Origin of the sequence: Shinella sp. 838 (assembly GCF_029623935.1) — a bacterium.
Classification (GTDB): Bacteria; Pseudomonadota; Alphaproteobacteria; order Rhizobiales; family Rhizobiaceae; genus Shinella.
Genome location: NZ_JARSBQ010000017.1, coordinates 85003 through 104010 on the forward strand (window position 1 = coordinate 85003; position 19008 = coordinate 104010).

The following is a 19008-nucleotide window of genomic DNA, read 5'->3' on the forward strand; positions in this document are numbered from 1 at the left end:
TTCCTGCTTGGCGGGGCAGGATTGGCAACCACCGTTCTGGCCGGCTGCACGACGCCGGTGCGCGAGCGGGTCGCCATCGAACCCGAACCGGTCGATACCAGCATCTACGCCGCCATGTACGGGCCGAAGCCCGACGAGCAGTTCCCGCTTCCGGCCATTCCCTATCAGAAGATCGACCGGCGCTTCTATCGCCAGATGGTGCCGAACCCGACCGGCGAGCGGCCTGGCGTCATCGTCGTCGATACGTCCAGCCACTTTCTCTACCTCACCTACGAGGACGGCCAGGCCATGCGCTATGGCGTCGGCCTCGGTCGCGCCGGCTTCGAATGGGCGGGCCGCGGCGTCATCCAGTACAAGCGGCAATGGCCGCGCTGGACCCCGCCGGATGAGATGGTCGCCCGCCAGCCGGAACTGCAGCCCTACAGCATCGCGAACGGCGGCATGGAGCCGGGCCTGAAGAACCCGCTCGGTGCCCGCGCGCTCTACATCTTCCAGAACAAGGAAGACACGCTCTACCGCATCCACGGGTCTCCGGAATGGTGGACGATCGGCAAGTCCGTTTCCTCCGGTTGCGTGCGCATGCTGAATCAGGATGTCATCGATCTCTACAACCGCGTGCAGAACGGCACGCCCATCCTGGTGCTCGGCACCGCCGCCGTCGCTGCGGCCTATTGACTGCATACGATTTTCGCGCCTTATTGCGTACAATACTTGATCTGCCCAGAATGGGGCAGGTCGGGTCGTATGCAGATGGAGACGCGAGGCCATGGCCGAGATCGAGACCCTTTTCACCCGCGCGAAACTGGCGGATGGTTCGCTGAACGATATCGGCGTTGCGGGCGGCCGCATCGTCGCCATCGCGCCAACGGGCGCGCTTGCGGACGCGGCGTTGCAGGTGGACATTGCCGGCGCGCTGCTGGTGCCGGCCTTTGTCGAGGGTCACATCCACCTCGATACCAGCTTCTACGGCGACAAATGGATCCCGCACAAACCCTGCACCAACGGTTTTGACGTTCACGAGCGCGTCGCCTTCCAGGCGGAGAACATGGCAAGCGCCGCGCCGATGGACGAGCGTGCCCGCAAGCAGCTGGAACTCTGCGTTTCGAACGGCTCCCTCCAGATGCGCAGCCATGTCATGGTGGACGGCTCGGTCGGGCTGAAATCGCTGGAGACGGTCCTTGGTATCCGCGAGGAGTACCGCGATATCATCGACATCCAGCTCGTCGCCTTCCCGCAGAGCGGTATCCTGAGGAGCCCCGGCACGCCTGAGCTGCTGGACGAGGCGGTCGCGCTTGGTGCAGACCTCGTCGGCGGCCTCGATCCGGCAAGTTTCGACCGCGATATCGACGGCCATCTCGATGTCGTCTTCGGTGTTGCGGAAAAACGCGGCGTCGGGGTCGATATCCATCTGCACGATTTCGGCTCGCTCGGCGCCTTCACGGTGGAGGAAATCTGCGCGCGCACCGTGGCGCTCGGTTTGCAGGGCAAGGTGGCGATCAGTCATGCCTATGGCCTCGGTGATCTCGATGCCGACGCCGCCCGCCGCATCGGGGCGAAAATCGCTGCCGCAGGCGTGTCGATCATGACCAACGCCCCCGGCGATCATGTCTTCCCGCCGGTCGCGCTGCTGCGCGCGGAAGGCGTCACCGTCTTCGCCGGCAATGACAATATCCGCGATTCCTGGTGGCCCTACGGTGACGGGGACATGCTGGCCCGGGCCATGATGATCGGCTACCGCTCCGGCTTCTACACGGACGAGGAACTGACGGCCGCCTTCGACGTGGTGACATCAGCCGGTGCGAAGGCCCTCGGTCTCGAAGGCTACGGCATCGCTATCGGCGCCAGGGCCGATTTCGTGACGCTCGCCGCCGAACATGTACCGGAGGCCGTCGTGGCGGTGCCGAAGGGACGGCGGGTGTTCAAGGCCGGGCGGCTTGTCGCGGAGAATGGGGCGTTGGTGCGGTAGAGCAGCAGGTTCTCGCGCTGGCGGGTGGCGGAGCGGACGTCGGCAAACCGACCAAGCAAAAGGGCGCGCCGCTTTCGCCGGCGCGCCCTTTCCTTTTTGACGTCTCCAAAACCGATTACGTGCGCGGCTTCAGGTTTTCAGGGTCGTACAGCGGCTTGTAGCCGATGCCGACCACCTCGACCGGGTAGGTCTCGGCAAAATACTCGATGTTGAGCTTGCGACCTTCCTGGCAATAGGCGTGCGGCAGGTAGGCGAGCGCGATGTTCTTGCCGATGGTCGGGCCGAAGGCGATGGACGTCGTGTAGGAACGGCGGCCGAGGTCGTCGATGAGGACGTCGCCGGTCGCGGGGTCGATGACCGGCAGGTTGCCGAGCGGGTAGCGCTTGACACCGTTCCTGTCGGTGTTCTCGGTCATGACCAGTGTGCAGAGCATGGCGGGCTGGTGGTCGCGCGCCTTGTATTCCAGATGCTTCGCCTTGCCGCGGAAATCCGCTTCCTTGACCTTCGGGCGGGCAAGGTCGGCCTCGATGAGGTTGTACTGGGTGAGAAGGTCGGCGTTCTGCAGACGCAGGCTCTTTTCCATGCGACGCGAATTGGCATAGGTCTCGACGCCGAAGGCCATGACGCCGGCGGCGCGCAGCGCATCCCAGACGGCGAGGCCGTCCTCGTACTTCATGTGCAGTTCCCAGCCCTGCTCGCCGACATAGGAGATACGGAAGGCGGTGACGGACTTGCCCGCAATCTCGATCTGCTTGATCGCGGCAAACGGGAAATTCTCGATATCGAGGCCGGCCGGGTCCGCCACCACCTTCTTCAGGTTTTCGCGGGCGTTCGGGCCCCAGATGCCGATGGTGATGAACTTTTCCGACGTGTCGGTGATGGTGACGTCAAGGCCACGATCCTCGGCGACGCGCTTCATGTAGTGGAAGTCGCGCGGGCCGGCATCGGCGCCGTTCACCAGGCGGCAGCGGTCGGCCATGCGGAAGACGGTGAAGTCGGCGCGCACCATGCCCTCGTCGTCGAGGAAGTGGGTGTAGATGCCCTTGCCGATGTTGCCGTCGCCGCCGATCTTGGCCGCGCAGAGCCATTCGAGCAGCTCGACATGGTCGGGACCTTCGATGTCGACCATGTGGAAATGCGAGAGGTTGACGATGCCGCAATCCTCGCTCATCGCGAGATGCTCGGCATTCGAGACGCGCCAGAAATGGCGGCTGTCCCACTCGTTCTCGCGCACCGGAACGCGGTTGCCGTATTTTTCGAGCAGATGCTCGTTGGCGGCGTAGCCATGGGCACGCTCCCAGCCGCCGAGTTCCATGAAGTAACCGCCGAGTTCCTTTTCGCGCTCATGGAAGGGTGAGCGCTTGGCGCCGCGGCCGGAGGCATAGGGTTCGCGGTTGTGCACCGCCGGAAAGTAGATCTTTTGCGCGGCCTCATAGCTGCGGCCTTCGATGAACTCCTCGGTGAGCTGATGCGGGTAGAAGCGGGAATAGTCGATCGAGTTGTGGTCGATCTCGGTGCGACCGTCCGTCATCCAGTCGGCGATCAGCTTGCCGTAGCCGGGGCCGTCCTTCACCCAGATGGCGACGCAGTACCAGAGGCCCCGCACCTTCTGGCTTTCGCCGCAGGACGGGCCGCCGGCGGCGGAGACCTGCAACAGGCCGTTGAAGGAATGGCCTTCGTTATAGCCGAGTTCGCCGAGGATCGGTGTCAGTTCCATGGCCTTTTCGAGGGGCTCGAGGATCTGCTCCATGTCGAGGTCGCGCTGCGAGGGCGAGAGGCGCGCCTCGTGCTTTTCGAGAATGTCGCGCGGGTGGCAGAGGCGCGGATTGGTCTGCTCGTAGTAACCCCACTCGATCTGGCCGCCCTCGGTGGTCTTCGGGTCGCCGGTGTCGCGCATATAGGCGGAGTTGCCCTGGTCGCGCAGAAGCGGATAGCCGATTTCCTTGCCGGTGCCTTCGAACTCGTTGTACGGGCCGAAGAAGGTGAGGGGATGGTCGACCGGCATGACCGGCAGGTCCTCGCCGACCATTTCGGCGATCAGGCGGCCCCAGATGCCGGCACAGACGATGACGTGATCCGCCATGATCGTGCCGCGATGGGTGACGACGCCCTTGATGCGACCGCCCTCGACGATCAGCGACTGGGCCGGCGTGTTGCCGTAGACCTGCAGCTTGCCGGATTTTTCGGCGGCATCGACCAGCTTGCCGGCAACCGTCTGCGAGCGCGGGACGACGAGGCCGGCATCGGGATCGAACAGGCCGCCCATCACCTGATCCTGCTCGATCAGCGGGAACATGTCCTTGATTTCGGCCGGTGAAACATAATGCGCGCGGGTGCCGAAGGCCCGGGCGGAGGAGAGCTTACGCTTGATCTCTTCCATCCAGGTGTCGTCGCCGGTGCGCGCGACCTCGAGGCCGCCGATGCGCGCGTAGTGGCCCATCTTCTCGTAGAAATCGATCGAATACTGGGTGGTCCAGACCGAAAGATAGTCGTGGCTGGTCGTGTAGCAGAAATCCGAGGCATGCGCCGTCGAACCAATGTCGGTCGGGATGCCCGACTTGTCGATGCCCACGATGTCGTCCCATCCCCGCTCGATGAGATGGTGGGCGATCGATGCCCCCACGATACCACCCAAACCGATGATGACGACCTTCGCCTTTTGCGGAAACTCTGCCATGTGCTGGACCCCGATGAAATATTGCTGCCGATTTTAGGGCCTGCTCGCCTGCCAGTGCAGCCTGTCTGCGACTCGCCAGCGACCAGTTCCGACAGTCGCCGGAACCGGACCTGTTGCAGGCCCCTCACGCCGGCGGCAAGACCCTAGCGGATCACCGGGTGGGCGCAACGCTTTTCCTTCAGGGATTCAGGCGGCCTCGCCGAGGGGAGCGACGCCCTCCTTCACCAGCACGGCCCTCACCGACGGCGGCGCGTCTATCCTGCCCGCCAGCGCCTGCAGGCTCTCCGGCAGGGCGATGCCGCACATCGCGGCCCAGCGCGCCATCACATAGAAGAAGGCATCCGAAGCGGAAAAGCGCGCGCCGAAGAGATAGTCGCCCTCGATGCGCGTGGCGATCCAGCCGAAGCGGCGGCCGAGCGTTTCGGTCAGCCAGGCCTTCTCCTCCTCGTTCTCGGTGAAGAACAGCCGCACGAAGGGTTTTTGCAGCTCGGTCGAGAGGAAGGCGAGCATCTGGAGGTGGCGTGTGCGGCCGAGCGGCCCGTCCGGCACAAGGCCGTCGCCGGCAAGGGCGATCCAGTCGAGCAGCGCGACGTTTTCCGTCAGGAGCAGGCCTTCATCGAGGCGAAGGGCCGGCACGTAGCCGTTCGGATTGACCGCCTCGTAGCTGCTGCCGTCCTCAAGCCTGTGCTGGAAGATGTCGACCGTGTGCGACCGGAAGGAAAGGCCGGCTTCATGCAGCAGGATATGGGCGGCCTGGCTGCAGGCGGTGGGGGCGTAGTAGAAGTCCATGTTGCGTCTCCTCGTGTTTCGATGAGACGAGTGTGCCGGCGCCGGGGCCCGAAGGTCAGAGGCAAACGGGCTGGTTTCGGGGCAAATCGGCCATTGTCAGCCGAGACCGCGCTGGCGGTTGCGCTGGCGATACTGTGCCGGCGTGACGCCGACGCGGCGGCGAAAGAGCTTTCGGAAGAAGGTCGGATCGCCATAGCCGACTGCGACGGCGATGTCCTCGATGGCGTCCGGCCCGGTCTCCAGCATCTGCTTGGCCTCCTCGATGCGCATGGCCTGCACATAGTCTACGGGCGCATAGCCGGTGGCGGCCTTGAACTGGCGCTTGAAGGTGCGCTCGGCCAAACCGGAGCGCGCCACCATGGCGGCCACCGGGTTGGGGGCGGCATAGTTGTCGGCAAGCCAGGTCTGCACGTCGGCGATCGCGGCATTGCCGTGCTGGCGGGGTCGGGCCATGGAGGCGAAGGGGAGCTGCCCGTGACCCCGGTCGCCGATGAGGAAGAGCCGGGCGATGCGCGTCGCTTCCTCCGCCCCGCAGAAGCGGCCGATGAGGTAGAGCGCCAGATCCTGCCAGGACGTGGCGCCGCCGGTGGTGATCAGCCGCCCGTCGCTGCCGCTGTCGCAGAGAATGCGCTCCGGCCGGAAGGCGACCTTCGGATAATGGTCGCGGAAAAGATCCGCCATGATCCAGTGCGAGGCGGCTTCTGTGCCGTCGAGCAGCCCGGCCTCGGCCAAAAGCACCGCGCCGCTGCAGGCCGAGCAGACCAGCGCCTGCGCCTCGATATGCCGGCGCACCCAGGCGATTTCCCGCGGCCAGCGCCCAGCCGGCGAAAGGCCCGGGTCGAGATGGATGTCGCAGACGACGACGATATCGGCAAGATGGCCGGAAAGCCCCTGCTGCGGGGTCACGCTGAGGCCGCTGCCCGTCTCCTGGGGGCCGCTCTGCGCGGCGACGAGCACCGGCTTGAGAGGACGCTGAGCCTTCGGGCCGCGACCGGCCTCGCCGAGGATCTCGTGCAGCCCATAGGGCGCCATGGTGCCGCTTTCCGGCAGGGCGAGGATGGCGACGGTGAGGGGAGTGGTCGGCTTCGGGCGTGTCGGCATGGCGCAAGATTGGCACATCTGCCCCGAAAGTGTCGAGAACGTCTCTACTGGTCGTAGCCGGGTGCGCGCATGCTCTTCCCGTTCCACCAACAGGAAGGAAAAGGCCATGTCCATCGAACTCGGCACCGTCGATATCACCAGAACCTTCGCCGTGCCGGCCGCGGCTGCCTTCGCAGCCTGGTCGCAGCAGGCGGCGCAGGAAGCCTGGGGCGATCCCGGACCCGACTGGCAGATGCGCTTCGAGCGTTTCGGCTTTGCGGTCGGCGAAAGCGATCTCTGCCGCTTCGGCCCCAGGGGCGGGCCGGTCTATCTCAACGAGAACCGCTACCTGCAAATCCTCCCGGAGGCGCGCATCGCCTATGCCACCCTGCTGCGGGAGGACGGCACGCTCTCCTTTTCCGGCACGGTCGTCGTGACCTTCGAGCCGGTTCCTGACGGCACGCGCATGCGGCTTGTCGAACAGGGCATCTATTTCGATGGTCGCGACAGGGCGGAGGACCATCAGGCCGGCTGGCAGGCCATGCTGGGAGCGATGGACCGCTACCTCCAGCAACAGGCCCGCGCGGCGTGAGATCAGAGATGGGCGTGGTGCGGCGGCGGATTTTCGTAGTCGTCCACCATGCCGTTCTCGTAGATGACGGGTGCGGCGCTGAGGTCTTCTTCCGACACGTCGTCCAGCGTGCCGGCATTGATGCAGTAGAAATGCCCCATGAAGGTTTCATGGTAGCCGCGCGAGAACGAGCGGACGCCGCAATTCCTGCAGAAGTAGTGGTCGACATCGCCTTCCGGCCAGTTCGAATTGGCGGCGCGGTAGGTGAGGAGCTGGTCTTTGCCGGACAGCAGCTTGAAGTCCTCGCGCTTCGAGAATGTCTTCAGCATGCGCGTGCGCCGGCAGAAGGAGCAGTTGCAGCGCCTCAGGCCCTCGTCGAGATCGAGCACGCATTCGTAGCGGACGCCGCCGCAATGGCAGCTGCCGTGATAGGTCTTCTTCATCGCTCTTCTCCTCCGGGGTGCTGTTGCAGGGCATAGGCGACCAGCCGGTCGAGGCATTCGCCCCAGCCTTCGGTATGACTGTCGCGGGACTGGACCGTCTCGAACGGCGTCTGGGTGAAGGTCAGCCGGGTTTTGCCGGCAACATCCTCGAAGGTCACGGTCACCAGCGTTTCCGGCTCGTCCTCCGCGGTCCAGCGGAAGGTGAAGACGAGGCGGCGGTTTTCCGCGATCTCCCGGTAGATGCCGCCCATCGGATAATCTTCGCCATCGGGCGAGCGGATCACCGCCGACCAGGCGCCGCCCGGGCGGACGTCCATGCGCACCGCATGGGCGGTGAAATCCTTCGGCCCCAGCCAGCGGGCAAGGTGCTCCGGCGCCGTCCAGAGCTTGAAGACGAGGGCGACGGGCGCGTCGATCAGGCGTTCGATGGCAAGGCCGATAGGCTCGGCGGCTCCAGCGGTCTGTTGCATGATGGTCGTCCTCCTCAGTTCTTCTTGTCCGGCTCGCCGGCCTGCAATTGCCTGATGTAGTCGTCGAGCCGGTCGAAGCTCTCATCCCAGAAGCGCCGGTAGTTAGCGATCCACCCGTTGACCTCTTTCAGCGGCCCCGCCTCCAGGTGGCAGGGGCGCCACTGGGCGGTGCGGCTGCGGGTGATCAGGCCCGCAGCCTCCAGCACCTTCAGGTGCTTCGAGACGGCGGGCAGGCTCATCTCGAAGGGGGCGGCGATTTCGTTCACTGTCGCATCCCCTTCGGAAAGCCGTGCGAGGATCGCCCGGCGAGTCGGGTCCGCAAGGGCGGCAAACGTCATGCTCAGCGGGTCGCTCACGTCATTTATCCATTAGGTTAATTAACTGATGAGTTTAATAATACCGGTACCCACGCCCGTCAAGTCCTCCGCCGCCTTGACAGGGCAGGGGGACGCTGCAATCGATCGCAGCGACACGGGGAAAGGACATCCGATGAACGACGGCGCGGCGACACTGCCCGATCCGGCCACTGCCGAAGGGCACGGCGTCTCCTTCGGCGAGGCGCTCCGCGTCTGGGCGCGCGTGGCGGCGCTCAGCTTCGGCGGCCCCGCCGGGCAGATCGCCGTGATGCACCGCATCGTCGTCGACGAGAAACGCTGGATCGGCGAGAAGCGCTTCCTCCACGCCCTGAACTATTGCATGCTCCTGCCCGGACCCGAGGCCCAGCAACTCGCCGTCTATATCGGCTGGCTGATGCACCGCACGGCGGGCGGCCTTCTTGCCGGCCTTCTCTTCATCCTGCCCGGCTTCCTGTCGATCCTCGCGCTGAGCTATGTCTATGTGCTCTTCGGCGATACCGGCGTGGTCGAGGGCCTGTTTTTCGGTCTCAAGGCGGCGGTGCTCGCCGTCGTCGTGCAGGCCGTGTTCCGCATCGGCAGCCGCGCGCTCGTCAATCCGGCGATGATCCTTCTCGCCGCCGCCGCCTTTGTCGCCATTTTCGCCTTCAAGGTGCCGTTTCCGCTCATCATCGTCGTTGCGGCGATCGTCGGTTACCTCGGTTCCAGATCCGGCTCCCGTCTTTTCCGCACGGCGGGCGGCCATGCGGGGGCGGGCGCAAATGCCCTGAAGGACGAGGAGTCGCTGCTCGGCGAGGCGGCACCCGCCCATGCCCGTCCGCATCTCGTCTGGTCGCTGAAGATCTCCGCGGCGCTGCTCTGTTTGTGGCTCGGGCCCGTTGCAACGATCTGGTTTTTCGCCGGCGGCAACGACGTCTTCACGCAGGTCGGCGCCTTCTTCAGCAAGATGGCGGTCGTCACCTTCGGTGGCGCCTATGCGGCGCTCGCCTATGTCGCGCAGGAGGCCGTGCAGCACTATGGCTGGCTGCGGCCCGGCGAAATGCTCGACGGGCTCGGCATGGCCGAGACGACGCCGGGGCCGTTGATCATGGTGCTGCAGTTCGTCGGTTTCCTTGCCGCCTACCGCGATCCCGGCGGCCTCGATCCGCTCGTGGCGGCAACACTTGCGGCGATCCTCACCACCTGGGTCACCTTCGTGCCCTGCTTCCTCTGGATCTTCCTCGGGGCGCCCTTCATCGAGAAACTGCGCGGCAATGCGGCGCTTTCCGGCGCCCTGTCGGCAATCACTGCCGCCGTCGTCGGGGTCATCCTCAACCTGGCGGTCTGGTTCGCCCTGCACACGCTGTTCGGGAAGGTGACGGTTCTTGCCGCAGGCCCGCTGCGTCTGGAAGTGCCCGTTCCATCGACACTCGTCCTGCCATCGGCCTTGCTCGCCGCGGCGGCGGCCTATGCGCTGTTCCGCCTCAAGGCCTCGGTGCTGTTGACGCTGGCGCTGTCCGCGCTTGCCGGCATGGCCTGGATACTGGCAACGGGCTGAGGATCAGGAGACCACGTTGCGCACGAAACGCACGGCCACGGTGCCGGGATTGGCATAGGCATAGGCCTGGTCGGTGGCGTAGACGGTGAAGCTGCCCGCCGCAAAATCTCTGGCGACGCCCGAAAGCTCGAGCCGCAGCGTGCCTTCGGTCACGAACAGCATTTCGTGCCAACCGGTCGGGTCCGGCTCGGCGGCGTAGCGCTCGCCGGGGCCGAGCGACCAGAACCACATCTGCGCCTCCGCCGTTGCCGGTGCCGTGCCGAGCAGCACGGCCGTGCTGCCCGCATCGGTTCCCCGCCAGGTCACCTCGTTGATTTCCGCTGAAGGCGCACGGGCTGGATCGCGCACGAGATCGACGAAGCGCATGCCCATGGCGGCGGCCAGCTTGTCGAGGCTCGACAGGCTGATATTGGCATCGCCTCCCTCGACCGCCACGATCATGCGCCGGCTGATGCCGGAGGCCTGCGCCAGCGCGGCCTGGCTGAGCCCGGTCGCCTGGCGAAGGCGACGCAGGTTGCCGGAGACATGGGCGAGCACGTCGCCGCGTTCTTGACCCTGCAGAATGTCGCTCATGTCGTTCCGTCATCGAGAAGGGCGGCGCGGCCGCGGGACGCCTTCTTAGAGCAAGTCCGGCGAAAGTGCGAAGGGCTTTTGCCGTGGATATCGGCAAAACGCTAGGGACGGCGAAGGGCGGCATTCCGGACGCTGCAAAGAGAAAGAGGCGTACTTTCGCGCGATTCTCCCACGGCGCCGGCTAAAAAGTCGTACTTTTTGCCGAAAACAGCCTCCGAATCCGAATTATGCGCGAAATGGAACCTTAACAGAAGATGACCATACCCATGCGTCATATGCATGGGTGGCGTGCTCGCTTGGCGCTGTTCTGCATTGCAGCATAAGCCTATAAGACGGCCATCGAAAGACGCGGCGCCACGGACCGGTGCCGAACAGAGAGCCTCCGGAAAGGGGATCATCATGAACATGGCACGTTCCTTCAGCAATTGGCGCAAGTACCGTCAGACCGTCAACGAACTCGACCGCATGACCACCCGCGAACTGCGCGATCTCGGCATCGAGCGTTCGGAAATCAAGGCCGTCGCGCGCGCTGCCGTCGGCTTCTGACCGACCCGCCGCCATCTGGCAGAATTCGAAGACACCCGCCTCCGGCGGGTGTTTTTGCATGTGCGAAGAAGTGGCGGTGCGGCGGGGCAGTTCGATAGTGTTGAGGCATACGCTCCGCGCATAGCGCATAGCTGCCCTGCAAAACGATGCCTATCAAATAATCAGGAATCGGCTATAGTCATATTTATCGAAGCAACGTACCTCCTCCCACGAAGCTTCGATGATTGCAGAAGGCCCACTCCTCCTCCCAGGGCCGACTGCGGGAATGGCGGCACTCCTCCTCCCAGTCGCCATTCGGTTCTATCGGAAAGCCTGCCGCACCTCCTCCCGCGGCAGGCTTTTCCATTTATGGACCTTGGCTTCCTTCTTCCGAAAACAGCAATCGCGACCGGCTACGCGCGGCATCGGCGCATCGCGGGTGTCAGATCGCCTGCCGATAGTGCTGCCAGCGTGCCTTCCCGGTTCGGTGGTGCGCGCCATCTGTCTCCAGCCCTGCAAGGAAACCTGCAACTCGCAAGGAGCCCGGGCTTTCATGGCGAGACGTTAGGGCCCGTAGGCTACCGCCGCCGGGGCGTCACCGCGCAGTTTCTCCGGCAATCCTCCGGCGCTGAAACGCAAAAAGGCCCGCCGGCGAAAACCGGCGAGCCTTTTTGGCGAATGTGGATCGATCAGGCCTGCGGCGTCGTGTTGTCTTCGACAGGCGCGCCAGGACCGTTCTTCTTGATCGAATCGATGGCGTTCTGCGCGCTGGCCTTGCTGGAATAGCCTTCCGTGGAGAACATCACTTCGCTGTTGTACTTGAAGCGAACACGAAACTCGCCAGCCTTGTCCTTGTAGATCTCGAACTTGTGCGCCATGGGTTTTCCTCCACGCAGATGGGAATCAGACACAAGCAACGTGCCAGCCGAGAAAACCGCTGGCAAGGGATGAGGTGAAGTCGGTCACTTGTTTTTAAAGGAGTTTGGCTAGGGAGCCTGGATTCTCACACTATTTCAATAGCTTAATTGAAAATCCCTGAAGTTCCCTCTGTTTTCCCACTGCGAGCGACCGTGGATGCCACCTTTGTGCCCTGGCTTTGGGCATCAGTCAACAGGACGGGCGAGCGGCAATAATTTCCGCGTGCGGGCCTGATGATTGTGGTCAGGAGGCCATAACACGCCCGGCGGCTTCGGGCCTTCGACACAGACTTTGTGGGGTCACATTACGGAACTGAGCTGCACACGTGGCCATCCGGCAAAGTTATTGTGTGGCACAAGTTGAACGTTGACCTTTCCCTAAACGCACGACCGATGATCGCTCATCGTTTCATCACGTGAATGAAAAATTGATGCATCTGGCCGAGCCTTTCCAACTCTTTCTGCAGCGTTGCGTTTCGATCGACCTGGAAGTTGATCCTGCAGCCGCAAGCATCTTCGCTTTTGCGGCCGTGCGCGATGATGCTCGTCCCCCGATCTTGGCAAAAAACGCGATCTCGTGATAGCCCTCGACCGCCTGGAGGCAGAAGCAACAGAGGGTGTGCATCTGCTTGGCCACAACATACTTCGGCATGACTTGCCTCATCTGTTCGCGATGCGGCCTGGGCTGGCGAATGTTCTGCGATCACCGATAGACACTCTATGGCTTAATCCCCTCGCATTTCCGCGTATTCCCTACCATCATCTGGTCAAGCACTACCATGACGGACGCCTGCAAGCAGGCCACGTCAACGATCCTGAACTGGATGCGCGACTGGTGTTTCAGGTGCTGCGCAATCAACTGGCGGCTTTGACGCAGCAGAACGCCGACGAGCCCGATGCTGTTGCAGCCTTTCATTTCCTTACGACGAGGATGGAGAATTCAGGTGGGTTCGACGCGGTGTTTCGGGAGGTTCGCGGAGCTCCCGCGCCCGATCCTCTCGCGGCACAAGAAGCGATTTCCCGGCTTCTGGCGCGGCGCGCCTGCGAGCGGCGGCTCGATCAGACGCTGAACCGCCTTTCTAATCTCAGCTCGGTTGGCCGATGGCCTATGCTTTGTCCTGGATCATGGTCGCGGGCGGGGATTCCGTCATGCCGCCCTGGTTACGGGCGCAGTTCCGTGAGGCTTCACTGATCGTGCGGCACCTGCGCGACGCTAATTGCAAAAGCCCGGATTGTGCCTGGTGCAGCGAGAAGAATGATCCGTTGCGCGCGCTCTCGCGCTGGTTCGGGTTCGATGCCTTCCGCGCCGAGCCAGTAGATGACATGGGGCGCCCCCTGCAGGAGCGGATCGTCGATGAGACGATGCGCGGGTCAAGTGTTCTCGGCATTCTGCCGGCCAGCACCGGCAAATCGGTCTGCTATCAGATCCCCGCCCTTTCGAAGCTCGACAAGACCGGAGCGCTGACAGTGGTGATCTCGCCGCTGGTCGCGTTGATGGCTGACCAAGTGCAGGGTATGGCGCGGGCAGGGATCTCCTCTGCCGTAACCGTCAATGGCATGCTTTCGATGCCCGAGCGGCAGGATGCACTGGACCGTGTCCGCATGGGAGAGGTCGCAATGCTGCTGATCTCACCCGAGCAGTTGCGCAGCAACTCGGTGCGATCGGTCCTGGCACAGCGCGAGATCGGGCTCTGGGTGCTGGATGAAGCGCATTGCGTGTCGAAGTGGGGCCACGATTTCCGGCCTGATTACCGATTTGTCAGCCGCTTCATCAAGGAATCTTCGGGCGATGAAGCGCCTGCCCAGGTGCTCTGCCTTACCGCCACCGCCAAGCCAGAAGTGGTGCGGGACATTCGAGATCATTTCAAGTCACGGCTTGGACGCGAACTTTTGCTGCTGGACGGTGGCGCAGTGCGCACCAATCTCAGCTTCGAGGTCCGGGCGACGCAGCGCGGCACCAAGCTGGCGGACATCCTCGATGTGATCGAGACCAAGCTACCACAGGTGGCTCCGGTGCGCGCTTATGCCGAAACGCTTGGCATTCCGGTGGAGATGGCAAATGAGAGCCTGCCCAGCATCTGGCGTCTGCGCGAAATGCAGCAGTTCATCGACGTCCTACGCCGCGATAATACACGTTTGCTGGGCGTCCGTGATCTGGTGAGCGTGCTGAACGCGATACCGTCCAATCGCTGGACTGATCTGATTGGCGAAGGCATCGCCGCTTTGGCAAAAGAGCTTGCGAACAAAGCCATGCCCCTGCCTGATCTTGTCGAGTGGTTCGCCGAATGGACCAACGATGCCCGCGGCGATCAGCGTGGCCTGTTGCTGTTGACGGCACATCGGGCGAAAGGCCTGGAGTTCGACGATGTCGTCATCCTGAATGGCGGTTGGGACAGGCCCTCCAAGGACGAGGATCCTGATGCGCCGCGCCGACTCTTTTCTGTCGCCATGACCAGAGCGCGACGTGGCCTAGCCATCATCGGCGAAGGACATCATCCGTTCGTCCCGGACGGCGAAGAGCATGTGCTGCGCCGCGCAGCGCCAGACATTTCTGACGCCGCCGATTTTCCCGCTGCGCTATATCAAGTGCCGAACCTCAAGACCGTGGATCTGTCGTGGGCCGGACGCCTCGGCCCCGGTCATCCCTCGCTTACCGCAATCTCGGCGGCAAAGGCACGAGACCCACTTAAGATCGTGCGCGATGGCTCCAATTGGATGATGCGGGATTCTCGGGGGCAAGCGCTTGGACGCATGGCCAAAAGCTGGTCGCCTCCCGAGGGTCTCAGCTTCCTCCGCGGCGAGGTCGGTGCCATCGTGCGCTGGCGCAAGGCCGACAACCAGGAAGAGTTCCGGGTGTACCTTCACCGAGATGTTTGGGAGGCGATCGTACCGGAGCTCGTCTTCGGACAAGAGATCAGGCTTGAGCCCGTTTGAGACCTTTGCGATTACAGACTAAACGTCTGCTTCCCGCTCGGTAACACTGGAGCTGTCAAGCTAGGTCGGCCGTGACATTGTCGTTGGTCGCCGCCCTTTTTGAATGCAGCAGAAAAAGGTCCCCAGCCAACATTACCAGCCATCCTCGAACACGATGGATGGCCCAAGGGACTGCGGCTGAGATCGCCCAACTTATTGAGAAGACGCCACTTTTTCATGCGGGAGATAGTCGCCAATTTGGATCGAAAAATCGACCAAGAATGACTTTTTGGTGAATTTCACATGATTTCAATGGCTTAAAGGAAAATCCTTGAAATTCCCTATATTTTCCCGCCGCGAGCGACTGTGGATGCCACCTTCGTGCCCTGGCTTTGGGCATCAGTCAACGGCAGGCGCTTGCGGTAATAATTCCGCTTCTGGAAGACGATCTGGCATCTAGCGACCGATGACACATAGTCGCTTGCGCCTTCAACTGGCTCCGCTACTCGTTATGGACGTGCCCCGTCGCGTGAGGAAAGGGCACAAATTGATTTCCTGCTGAAGCGCGATGAATAAAACCTCCCGATCGGGATGATTTTACAGAACGAAAGCCCATACTTCCCGAGCGGGAAGAGTCGCATTGATCTCGGAATAAACTTCCTGTACGGTAAGCTATTAGTAAGGGTGTTCAATGTTTAAGTCTGCACGCGATTTCGGCGCTGCCGTCCGAGAGAAACGCAAAGTCCTTGGCTGGACCCAGGTTGAGCTGGCCGTTCGTTCCGGCACGGGCGAGCGCTTCATCGTCGAACTCGAATCCGGAAAGCCGAGCTGCCAGCTCGAAAAGGCGTTGATCGTTGCACGCGCCGTCGGCATAAAGATCGGCGATCTAAATACAGCCACGGTGACTTCAACCGCATCGGACGACGACCTCGACTTCCTGCCGACCTTCGGTGATGGTCGATGATAACCATCTTCTACGAAACCTTCCCCGTCGCGCAAATGACTTTTGAAGGCGAGTGGAGGCTTAGCTACGATTCGTCCTGGGAAGCGCGCCGCTCCGCTTTTCCGGTTTCGCTGACGATGCCAATGCGCTTAGGAGCGGTCGGCGCTGATGTGCTGCTGCCGTGGCTTGCCAACCTTCTCCCGGAAACGCATCTCGCCGAGATCGGTCAACGACTGAAGGTCTCTCCTCAAGACATCGTTGGCCTGCTCGGTCATATCGGCCGTGACACCGCAGGAGCGTTATCGATCGGCAAACCGCGGAAGGCGGGCGTAAATCTGCAACCCATTCCGGACGGGAAGACACTTGAGCGTATTCTCAATGAACTTCCGGCCAAGCCCTTCCTGGTGGGGGAGCGAGGTGTCTCAATGTCGCTTGCAGGGGTTCAAGAGAAGCTGCCCGTTTTTGTTGATCAGGGCGGCGCTATCTCGATCCCCGTCGATGGAACACCATCGACACACATCATCAAGCCGGACACAAAGCGGCTTGCGGGAAGCGTCGAAAACGAAGCCTTCTGTCTCGCCCTCGCGCGGGCATGTGGTTTGGATGCTGCCGACGCAACCATAGGGGTAGCCGGAGCGCGACGCTATCTGCTGGTAAAGCGCTATGACCGGTTCATTGATGCGGAAGGTGAAATCCGGAGGCTGCATCAGGAAGACCTCTGCCAGCTAACGGGTCATTTCCCATCGCAGAAATACGAGCGATCCTCGACAGCTCGTGGTGTGACCCTGAGATTGATGTTCGGCGCCGTCAGCGATCTCGTTTCACCTGCCGAACGTTTAAGGCTCCTAGATGCAGTGATCTTTAACGTACTGATCTGCAACTCGGATTCGCACGCAAAGAACTACTCGATTCTGATTGGCGCCGGTGGATCCGCGAAGATGGCACCCCTTTACGATTTGATGTGTGCCGCAGTGTATCGTCAGGTTGACCAGAGCCTGCCTCAAGGCATTGCCGGACGTTTCATCGCGCCTGATTTGAGGAATTCTGACTGGAAGGCATTGGCCGAGGAGCTCGGATTGAGCGGCGCATCAACCGTTAAGAGGGTTGAAGAGCTTGCGGAACTCGTAAGCCGCGCTTCTGAGGATATAGCCCCGCAAATCGCTGCTATGGCTGGCGATCCGACGAGGGTCATTGAGCGCATCACTCATAATGTTCGGAAGAGATGCAGACGAATTCAGGTGCACGCCCGCGGTTGAAGAGGGGATCAGGCACAGCCCACTTCGACAGCGGAAATGATTTCCGCTTGGGCCGCAGCGAGTGAGCAAAGGCAGCATATTTCCTATGGCTTGTTGATTTCCACTGAGAGCTGACCCGGCATTTCCACCGAGAAGTGACCCGCCTTAGGTATCGTTCGTGTTGGTCGTGGTGGTCAAGTTCCTGCGTTTTTCCTTTGTCGTTTTGGGCGCATGAGCTGAGCTGTTCTTGAAGCGGAAGCTGTCGTTTCCGGTTTCCAGGATGTGGCAGTGATGGGTAAGCCGGTCGAGCAGCGCGGTCGTCATTTTGGCGTCGCCGAAGACACTTGCCCATTCGCTGAAGCTGAGGTTCGTCGTGATGATGACGCTGGTGTGTTCATAAAGCTTGCTCAGCAGATGGAAGAGCAGCGCACCGCCTGAAGCACTGAACGGCAGATAGCCCAACTCATCCAGAATGACGAGATCGGTATGGACGAGGCGATTGGCGATCTGCCCGGAGCGCCCCTGCGCTTTCTCCTGTTCGAGCGAGTTGACCAGTTCGACCGTCGAGAAGAACCGGACCCGCTTATGGTGATGCTCGATGGCCTGGACGCCGATCGCTGTGGCGATATGTGTCTTGCCCGTGCCGGGACCGCCGACCAGGACGATGTTGTTGGCGTCGTCGAGGAACTCGCAGCGATGGAGTTGCTGCACGAGCGCCTCGTTGATCTCGCTGCTGGCAAAGTCGAAGCCATTCAGATCACGATAGGCTGGGAAGCGTGCGGTTTTGAGCTGATAGGCCGTTGATCGAACCTCTCGTTCTGCTGTCTCCGCTTTCAAAAGCTGGGACAAGATCGGAATGGCAGCCTCGAACGCTGGAGATCCCTGCTCGGTCAAATCACCGATGGCATGGGCCATGCCATGCATCTTCAACTGTCGCAGCATGATGACGATAGCGCCGCTTGCCGGGTTATGACGCATGGCGAACCTCCGTCTTTCTCAAGGTATCGTACCGTTCGACATTGGCCTTAGGCTCATTGGTGAGCGTCAGGGCCTGAGGTGCGTCGAGGGTTGGCGGATTGAAGGATTTGCCGTCAACAAGGCGATGCAGCAGGTTCAACACATGGGTCTTCGTCGGAACACCGGACTTCAGCGCCATGTCGACGGCCGATAGGACCGCTTGTTCGTCGTGCTGAAGAACGAGGGCCAGGATGTCGACCATCTCGCGGTCGCCGCCGGGCTTCTTGAGCAGATATTGCTGCAAGGTCCGGAAGGCTTCGGGAAGCTCGACGAATGGAGCACCATTGCGAAGAGCGCCGGGCTTGCGTTGCACGACTGCCAGATAATGCCGCCAGTCGTAGACGGTCTGCCCAGGCCGATCATGGGAGCGATCGATGACGCGGCGGTGCTCACAGACGATCTGACCTTCTGCGGCAATGACGATACGATCCGGATAGACCCGGAGGCTCACCGGACGATTGGCGAAGGATGCAGGGACGCTGTAGCGATTGCGCTCCAGATGCACGAGGCAGGTCGGCGTGACCCGCTTGGTATATTCGACGAAGCCGTCGAACGGCCTGGAAACCGGCATGAGAATTGGCGCTTCCTCGGCCCAAATGTCGGCAATGCTGCCGCGCATCTGACCGTGTGGAGTCTTTGCCCAAAATTCCTTGCAACGCTGCTCGAGCCAGTCGTTCAATGCCTCCAGCGTCGGAGCACGCGGGACGGGTTGAAAGAAGCGATGCCGTGCGTCCTGCACGTTCTTCTCGATCTGCCCCTTCTCCCAGCCAGACGCCGGATTGCAGAATTCGGGCTCAAACACGTAATGGCTGGCCATCGCCATGAAGCGGACGTTGACGTCACGATCCTTGCCACGGCCGACCTTGTCGATTGCCGTGCGCATGTTATGGGATGGACGCCTCCCTCCGAACCTTCAGAATGAAGGGCCAGCTAAAGGAGGAAGTCATGACATTCGAATTGCTCGCAATCGATCTCGGAAAGTCGTCGTTTCATCTACAT

Annotated in this window: 19 protein-coding genes and 1 pseudogene; 10 read left to right on the top strand and 10 right to left on the bottom strand. The window is 62.1% G+C overall.

Features of this window, described 5'->3' with window-relative positions; all coding sequences use genetic code 11:
• Nucleotides 1-21: 21 nt before the first annotated feature.
• Nucleotides 22-675 carry a L,D-transpeptidase gene (locus tag P9A16_RS31510; RefSeq protein ID WP_050745804.1) on the top strand — a complete coding sequence of 218 codons (654 nt, stop codon included), beginning with the start codon at nucleotides 22-24 and terminating at the stop codon, nucleotides 673-675.
• Between the two features lie 91 nt (nucleotides 676-766).
• A complete protein-coding gene (locus P9A16_RS31515; RefSeq protein WP_023513966.1) occupies nucleotides 767-1966 on the top strand; it encodes an amidohydrolase family protein in 1200 nt (399 codons plus the stop codon).
• A gap of 115 nt (nucleotides 1967-2081) precedes the next feature.
• Here P9A16_RS31515 and P9A16_RS31520 read toward each other — a convergent pair whose 3' ends face one another.
• The 3 genes from P9A16_RS31520 to P9A16_RS31530 form a co-directional block, all read right to left on the bottom strand.
• Complete coding sequence (locus P9A16_RS31520) at nucleotides 2082-4643, bottom strand: GcvT family protein (protein ID WP_023513965.1); 2562 nt, start codon at nucleotides 4641-4643, stop codon at nucleotides 2082-2084.
• Nucleotides 4644-4829: 186 nt separating this feature from the next.
• Nucleotides 4830-5432, bottom strand: a complete 603-nt coding sequence (locus tag P9A16_RS31525) for a glutathione S-transferase N-terminal domain-containing protein (protein ID WP_023513964.1) — start codon at nucleotides 5430-5432, stop codon at nucleotides 4830-4832.
• Between the two features lie 96 nt (nucleotides 5433-5528).
• Nucleotides 5529-6641: a GlxA family transcriptional regulator gene (locus tag P9A16_RS31530; RefSeq protein WP_245290384.1), complete on the bottom strand. Its 1113-nt coding sequence runs from the start codon at nucleotides 6639-6641 to the stop codon at nucleotides 5529-5531.
• On the opposite strand from P9A16_RS31530, the gene P9A16_RS31535 reads away from it, so the two are divergent.
• Nucleotides 6640-7104: an SRPBCC domain-containing protein gene (locus P9A16_RS31535; RefSeq protein ID WP_023513962.1), complete on the top strand. Its 465-nt coding sequence runs from the start codon at nucleotides 6640-6642 to the stop codon at nucleotides 7102-7104. The genes P9A16_RS31530 and P9A16_RS31535 overlap by 2 nt on opposite strands.
• 2 nt (nucleotides 7105-7106) lie before the next feature.
• Here P9A16_RS31535 and P9A16_RS31540 read toward each other — a convergent pair whose 3' ends face one another.
• Genes P9A16_RS31540 through P9A16_RS31550 form a run of 3 tightly spaced genes read right to left on the bottom strand, consistent with a single transcriptional unit; the run spans nucleotide 7107 to nucleotide 8334 of the window.
• Nucleotides 7107-7526 carry a GFA family protein gene (locus tag P9A16_RS31540; protein WP_023513961.1) on the bottom strand — a complete coding sequence of 140 codons (420 nt, stop codon included), beginning with the start codon at nucleotides 7524-7526 and terminating at the stop codon, nucleotides 7107-7109.
• Complete coding sequence (locus P9A16_RS31545; protein ID WP_023513960.1) at nucleotides 7523-7996, bottom strand: SRPBCC family protein; 474 nt, start codon at nucleotides 7994-7996, stop codon at nucleotides 7523-7525. The genes P9A16_RS31540 and P9A16_RS31545 overlap by 4 nt, the downstream gene beginning before the upstream one ends.
• Nucleotides 7997-8010: 14 nt before the next feature.
• A complete protein-coding gene (locus tag P9A16_RS31550; RefSeq protein ID WP_037407361.1) occupies nucleotides 8011-8334 on the bottom strand; it encodes an ArsR/SmtB family transcription factor in 324 nt (107 codons plus the stop codon).
• 151 nt (nucleotides 8335-8485) lie between these two features.
• Here P9A16_RS31550 and chrA point away from each other — a divergent pair, with 151 nt between their 5' ends.
• Nucleotides 8486-9886 carry a chromate efflux transporter gene (chrA, locus tag P9A16_RS31555; protein ID WP_278026315.1) on the top strand — a complete coding sequence of 467 codons (1401 nt, stop codon included), beginning with the start codon at nucleotides 8486-8488 and terminating at the stop codon, nucleotides 9884-9886.
• Nucleotides 9887-9889: 3 nt separating this feature from the next.
• On the opposite strand, the gene P9A16_RS31560 is transcribed toward chrA, so the two are convergent.
• Nucleotides 9890-10459 (bottom strand): helix-turn-helix domain-containing protein, encoded by a 570-nt coding sequence (locus P9A16_RS31560; protein ID WP_278026316.1) that lies wholly within the window; start codon nucleotides 10457-10459, stop codon nucleotides 9890-9892.
• A 399-nt stretch (nucleotides 10460-10858) separates the two neighbouring features.
• Between P9A16_RS31560 and P9A16_RS31565 the strand changes: the two genes are divergently transcribed.
• A complete protein-coding gene (locus tag P9A16_RS31565; RefSeq protein WP_024270607.1) occupies nucleotides 10859-11005 on the top strand; it encodes a DUF1127 domain-containing protein in 147 nt (48 codons plus the stop codon).
• 668 nt (nucleotides 11006-11673) lie between these two features.
• On the opposite strand, the gene P9A16_RS31570 is transcribed toward P9A16_RS31565, so the two are convergent.
• Complete coding sequence (locus tag P9A16_RS31570; protein ID WP_024270606.1) at nucleotides 11674-11862, bottom strand: YegP family protein; 189 nt, start codon at nucleotides 11860-11862, stop codon at nucleotides 11674-11676.
• A gap of 470 nt (nucleotides 11863-12332) precedes the next feature.
• Between P9A16_RS31570 and P9A16_RS31575 the strand changes: the two genes are divergently transcribed.
• The 5 genes from P9A16_RS31575 to P9A16_RS31595 all read left to right on the top strand — a co-directional run bounded on the left by P9A16_RS31575 (nucleotide 12333) and on the right by P9A16_RS31595 (nucleotide 17013).
• Nucleotides 12333-12482: a hypothetical protein gene (locus P9A16_RS31575; protein ID WP_156032001.1), complete on the top strand. Its 150-nt coding sequence runs from the start codon at nucleotides 12333-12335 to the stop codon at nucleotides 12480-12482.
• Nucleotides 12479-13093: a hypothetical protein gene (locus P9A16_RS31580; RefSeq protein ID WP_278026317.1), complete on the top strand. Its 615-nt coding sequence runs from the start codon at nucleotides 12479-12481 to the stop codon at nucleotides 13091-13093. The genes P9A16_RS31575 and P9A16_RS31580 overlap by 4 nt, the downstream gene beginning before the upstream one ends.
• Nucleotides 13003-14835, top strand: a complete 1833-nt coding sequence (locus P9A16_RS31585) for a DEAD/DEAH box helicase (protein ID WP_278026318.1) — start codon at nucleotides 13003-13005, stop codon at nucleotides 14833-14835. Before P9A16_RS31580 ends, P9A16_RS31585 begins: the two co-directional genes overlap by 91 nt.
• Before the next feature lie 670 nt (nucleotides 14836-15505).
• Entirely contained in the window at nucleotides 15506-15778 is a 273-nt protein-coding gene (locus P9A16_RS31590) for a helix-turn-helix domain-containing protein (protein ID WP_024270282.1), read from the top strand.
• Nucleotides 15775-17013: a type II toxin-antitoxin system HipA family toxin gene (locus P9A16_RS31595; protein WP_278026319.1), complete on the top strand. Its 1239-nt coding sequence runs from the start codon at nucleotides 15775-15777 to the stop codon at nucleotides 17011-17013. The genes P9A16_RS31590 and P9A16_RS31595 overlap by 4 nt, the downstream gene beginning before the upstream one ends.
• A 144-nt stretch (nucleotides 17014-17157) precedes the next feature.
• Here P9A16_RS31595 and istB read toward each other — a convergent pair whose 3' ends face one another.
• Nucleotides 17158-17970, bottom strand: a complete 813-nt coding sequence (gene istB / locus P9A16_RS31600; RefSeq protein ID WP_278026320.1) for an IS21-like element helper ATPase IstB — start codon at nucleotides 17968-17970, stop codon at nucleotides 17158-17160.
• A pseudogene (locus P9A16_RS31605) lies at nucleotides 17960-18895 on the bottom strand (Mu transposase domain-containing protein); the annotation flags it as partial. The pseudogene P9A16_RS31605 and the gene istB, both read right to left, overlap by 11 nt.
• Nucleotides 18896-19008 lie beyond the last annotated feature (113 nt).

Bases quoted from the DNA above. Each gene is read 5' to 3' on its own strand.
- P9A16_RS31515 (WP_023513966.1), top strand. From the start codon at position 767: ATGGCCGAGATCGAGACCCTTTTCACCCGCGCGAAACTGGCGGATGGT.
- P9A16_RS31520 (WP_023513965.1), bottom strand. From the start codon at position 4,643: ATGGCAGAGTTTCCGCAAAAGGCGAAGGTCGTCATCATCGGTTTGGGT.
- P9A16_RS31525 (WP_023513964.1), bottom strand. From the start codon at position 5,432: ATGGACTTCTACTACGCCCCCACCGCCTGCAGCCAGGCCGCCCATATC.
- P9A16_RS31535 (WP_023513962.1), top strand. From the start codon at position 6,640: ATGTCCATCGAACTCGGCACCGTCGATATCACCAGAACCTTCGCCGTG.
- P9A16_RS31530 (WP_245290384.1), bottom strand. From the start codon at position 6,641: ATGGCCTTTTCCTTCCTGTTGGTGGAACGGGAAGAGCATGCGCGCACC.
- P9A16_RS31540 (WP_023513961.1), bottom strand. From the start codon at position 7,526: ATGAAGAAGACCTATCACGGCAGCTGCCATTGCGGCGGCGTCCGCTAC.
- P9A16_RS31545 (WP_023513960.1), bottom strand. From the start codon at position 7,996: ATGCAACAGACCGCTGGAGCCGCCGAGCCTATCGGCCTTGCCATCGAA.
- P9A16_RS31550 (WP_037407361.1), bottom strand. From the start codon at position 8,334: ATGACGTTTGCCGCCCTTGCGGACCCGACTCGCCGGGCGATCCTCGCA.
- chrA (WP_278026315.1), top strand. From the start codon at position 8,486: ATGAACGACGGCGCGGCGACACTGCCCGATCCGGCCACTGCCGAAGGG.
- P9A16_RS31560 (WP_278026316.1), bottom strand. From the start codon at position 10,459: ATGAGCGACATTCTGCAGGGTCAAGAACGCGGCGACGTGCTCGCCCAT.
- P9A16_RS31565 (WP_024270607.1), top strand. From the start codon at position 10,859: ATGAACATGGCACGTTCCTTCAGCAATTGGCGCAAGTACCGTCAGACC.
- P9A16_RS31570 (WP_024270606.1), bottom strand. From the start codon at position 11,862: ATGGCGCACAAGTTCGAGATCTACAAGGACAAGGCTGGCGAGTTTCGT.
- P9A16_RS31575 (WP_156032001.1), top strand. From the start codon at position 12,333: ATGCATCTGGCCGAGCCTTTCCAACTCTTTCTGCAGCGTTGCGTTTCG.
- P9A16_RS31585 (WP_278026318.1), top strand. From the start codon at position 13,003: ATGGCCTATGCTTTGTCCTGGATCATGGTCGCGGGCGGGGATTCCGTC.
- P9A16_RS31590 (WP_024270282.1), top strand. From the start codon at position 15,506: ATGTTTAAGTCTGCACGCGATTTCGGCGCTGCCGTCCGAGAGAAACGC.
- P9A16_RS31595 (WP_278026319.1), top strand. From the start codon at position 15,775: ATGATAACCATCTTCTACGAAACCTTCCCCGTCGCGCAAATGACTTTT.
- istB (WP_278026320.1), bottom strand. From the start codon at position 17,970: ATGCGTCATAACCCGGCAAGCGGCGCTATCGTCATCATGCTGCGACAG.